This window comes from Stenotrophomonas sp. HMWF003 (assembly GCF_003061285.1).
GTDB lineage: Bacteria > Pseudomonadota > Gammaproteobacteria > Xanthomonadales > Xanthomonadaceae > Stenotrophomonas > Stenotrophomonas maltophilia_AP.
Genome location: NZ_QAIW01000314.1, coordinates 5,934 through 9,638, shown reverse-complemented (window position 1 = coordinate 9,638; position 3,705 = coordinate 5,934). Strand labels below are relative to the sequence as shown.

At 69.7% G+C, this 3,705-nt stretch carries 4 protein-coding genes; 2 read left to right on the top strand and 2 right to left on the bottom strand.

Going from position 1 to position 3,705, the window contains the following annotated elements; all coding sequences use genetic code 11:
* Together DBR34_RS22980 and rluD are read right to left on the bottom strand one after the other, a co-directional pair.
* Nucleotides 1–304, bottom strand: a 304-nt coding sequence (locus DBR34_RS22980; RefSeq protein ID WP_258223895.1) for a laccase domain-containing protein, incomplete at its 3' end; no start/stop codon positions are given.
* On the bottom strand, nt 304–1,299 hold the full coding sequence (gene rluD, locus DBR34_RS12860; protein WP_128097083.1) for a 23S rRNA pseudouridine(1911/1915/1917) synthase RluD: 996 nt from the start codon (nt 1,297–1,299) through the stop codon (nt 304–306). The genes DBR34_RS22980 and rluD, both read right to left, overlap by 1 nt.
* Nucleotides 1,300–1,415: 116 nt before the next feature.
* Between rluD and DBR34_RS12855 the strand changes: the two genes are divergently transcribed.
* On the top strand, nt 1,416–2,300 hold the full coding sequence (locus tag DBR34_RS12855) for an outer membrane protein assembly factor BamD (protein ID WP_128097082.1): 885 nt from the start codon (nt 1,416–1,418) through the stop codon (nt 2,298–2,300).
* A gap of 185 nt (nt 2,301–2,485) precedes the next feature.
* Nucleotides 2,486–3,705 (top strand): lipase family protein (locus DBR34_RS12850; protein ID WP_258223894.1); only part of this gene is annotated, 1,220 nt, incomplete at its 3' end.

The window sequence follows — 3,705 nt, the reverse complement described above, 5'->3', positions numbered from 1 at the left end:
CATCGGCGGTCGGCTCGGTTTCCACGCCCTGCGCGGTGGGCGCAGCGTCGAACCGCAGCACCGTGGTGCCATGCACCTGGCGCAGCCAGTGCGGCGCCGAGGGCAGCGCCAGCCCGGCCTGCAGCAGGTCACGGTTGCGCTGCACCTGGACCGGGTCGTCGCCGTCGGCGGCGTAGCGGTTGCCCATGTTGAACTGGTCGAACGGCGGCACCGACCCACCCGCGCCGTAGCGCAGGGTGGTGCCCGCCTGCACCCCTGGGGGCGAAGGCCAGTCGGCCGCCAGCAACGGAACCGGTGCGGGCATCAGCGGCGCCCGCGTTCCAGCTCGGCGAAGCGCTTGCTGTCTTCGCGCAGCGCCTGCATCAGCGCCTGCATGTCCGCCGGCGGCGGCGCGCTGTTGGTGATGGTCTCACCGGTGATGGGGTGCACGAACTCCAGCGTTTCGGCGTGCAGCGCCTGGCGCTTGAAGCCGCGCAGCTGCGCAACCAGTTCATCGCTGGCACCCTTGGGCAGCTTCAGCGCGCCGCCGTACAGCTGGTCGCCGATGATCGGGTGGCGCAGGTGCGCCATGTGCACGCGGATCTGGTGGGTGCGGCCGGTTTCCAGGCGGCATTCCAGCGCGGTGTGCGCGCGGAAGCGCTCGCGCAGGCGGTAATGGGTGATCGCGTCCTTGCCGTCTTCACGCACGGCCATGCGCACGCGGTCGCGCGGATGGCGGTCGATGGCCGCATCGGCGGTGCCACCGGACACCAGCGCGCCCACCACGATGGCCAGGTACTGGCGGTGCACTTCGCGCGCCGACAGCTGCTCGACCAGCGCGGTCTGCGCCTGGATCGTGCGGGCGATCACCATCACCCCACTGGTGTCCTTGTCCAGGCGGTGCACGATGCCTGCGCGCGGCAGCACCGACAGCGACGGGTCGCGGAACAGCAGGGCGTTGACCAGCGTACCGGTGGGGTTGCCCGCGCCGGGGTGGACCACCAGCCCGACCGGCTTGTTGATGACGAACACGTGCTCGTCCTCGTACAGCACCTCCAGCGGGATGTCCTCCGGCTCGGCGTGGGTCTGGGTGTCAAGCACGACATGCAGGCTGGCCACCTCGCCGCCCCGCACCGGGTCGCGCCCGCGCACGGCCTGGCCGTCCAGCAGGACGTCGCCGGACTTGATCCACTCGGTCAGCTTGGACCGGGAGAATTCGGGGAACAGCTCGGCCAGGACGGCGTCAAAGCGCCGTCCTGCGGCGGTATCGGGCACCACGGCCTGGCGGGGGGATTCGGATTCGGAAGCGTTATCGGACATGGGGAAAGCACCGCTGGGAGACAAATTTGGGGTCCGGGCGACCACTTTCAGTCGCAGGACAGGCCACTAGGCTATCATCGACCCTTCGTATTCCAGCCGCGTCCCGCCCTGACCCCATGATCCGACGCTCTTCTTTGCTGTCCGCGCCCGTCCGCACCGCCGCCCTGCTGCTGGTCCTGGCCCTCGTCGCCACTGGCTGCCACCGCGGCACCAAGGGGGACAATCCGGACGAAGGCCTGCCGGTCGAACAGATCTACGAGAAGAGCCACCGCCTGATGGAAGGCGGCAACTGGAGCGGGGCCGAAGCCAACTTCCGCCGCCTGATCGCCCAGTACCCGTATGGCCCGTACACCGAGCAGGCGATGATCGAAACCGCCTACGCGCAGTACAAGGCCGGCAAGCACGATGACGCGGTGTCCAGCATCGACCGCTTCATCCGGACCTATCCGACCCACCGCAACATCGCCTACATGTACTACCTGCGCGGCCTGTCCAACGGCAACCGCAATACGGTGTTCCTGCGTCGCGTGTGGTCGCTGGACCCGAGCCGCCGCGACCTGTCCACCCCGCACCAGGCCTACGCCGACTTCAACATCGTCGTCGACCGTTACCCGAACAGCCGTTACGCGGCCGATGCGCGCCAGCGCATGATCGAGCTGCGCGATGTGTTCGCCCAGCACGAGCTGGACAACGCCCTGTACTACCTGCGCCGTCAGGCCTGGGTGTCGGCCGCCGGCCGCGCCAACTACCTGCTGGAAACCTACCCGCAGAGCGCCTTCCAGTACGACGCCGTGGCCACCTTGGGCGAGGCCTACACCCGCCTGGGCAACAAGACCCTGGCCGACGATGCCCGCCGCGTGCTGGAGATGAACCAGCCCGAGCACCCCTGGCTGCAGGGCAATTGGCCGAAGTATCCGTGGATGGTGCGCAAGCTGAACCCGTTTGCCGGCGAGAAGTCCGCCAGCACCGGCCAGCGCAATGCGACGATGAACCGCAAGTAGGCGCGCCGTCGTAACCCCAAAGGACCCCGCAAGGGGCCCTTTTGCGTTGTGGGTCGAGCGGTCGCGCCCTGCCTAGGAATCGGCTGATACGGGGTGAGTTGCGACCGCCATCCCAGCGTCGAGGTGGGCGCCCCACGCAGACTGCCGCGCTCGAAGCAGGCCATCCCGGCCTGCAGGGAGCTCCCATGACCCAGCTTCACCGTCACCGACGCCGCGCCACCACCCTGTTCTGCGCCGTGCTGGCCCTGTCCCCGCTCGCCTCCCTGGCCCAGGACGCCGGCCAGCTGATCTCCAGCGACCGCTTCCAGGCCGACTGGCTGCCCGGGCATGCCGACCAGACCTACAAGCTCACCTACGCAACCACCGACCTGCACCAGCGTCCTGCGCTGGCGACCGGGCTGGTGATGCTCCCGTCGGGCCCGGCCCCGGCCGGCGGCTGGCCGGTGGTGTCCTGGGCGCACGGCACCCAGGGCACGGCCGACCGATGCGCGCCCTCGGCAGGCGGTCCGACCCAACCGGCGCGCGACGCCGCTTACCTGGACCTGTTCCTCCAGCAGGGCTATGCGATCGTCGCCTCGGATTTCCAGGGGCTGGGCTCCCCAGGCGAACATGCCTACCTGCACGGCCCCAGCGTGGCCCACAACATCGTGGACATGGTCAAGGCGAGCCAGCAGCTCAATGCCGCGTTGCCGGTGACCCGCCAGCTGGCGCCGCGCTGGGTCTCGGTGGGGTATTCGCAGGGCGCGGGCGCGGCGGTATATGCGGCCAGCGTGGCCACCGAGCTCGGCGGGCCGGCGCTCGACTTCCGCGGCGCGGTGGGCACCGGCACCCCGGCCTGGGTCAACCTGACCACCCGCGGCCTGGGACCGGGCTCTACCCAGCAACTCGGCGCCGGGGGTACCGCCTACCTGACCTATCTGATCAACGGGCTGATCCAGGCCGACCCCCGTATCGCCGACCTGCTCACCGACGTGGGCCGCGCACGGCTGGCGCAGGCCCGGCAGTTGTGCCTGGCCGAGCTGACCCGTGAACTGGAAGGGGTCACGCTGGCCGAATACTTCCATACGCCGTTGAGTACCCTCCCGGGCATCACCACGACCCTGGACAGCTACCTGGCCATGCCGCTGCGCGGCTTCGACCAGCCCGTGCTGCTCGCCCATGGCAGCGCAGACACGGATGTGGCCTATCTGGGCGCGCTGCTGTACGGGCTGGTGCTGGGCATCAACCAGCAGCCGCTACGCTTCCGCAGCTACCCGGCCACCCATTCCGAAAGCCTGCATGCGGCCAGTGCGGACGTGCTGGCCTTCGTCGACGCGCGCCTGGGCACCCTGCCGGGGGCGACTCTGCCGGGCTGGAACGTCAGCGCGGCCGACATCGCCCGCGCCTCCGACGGCATCGACACGCT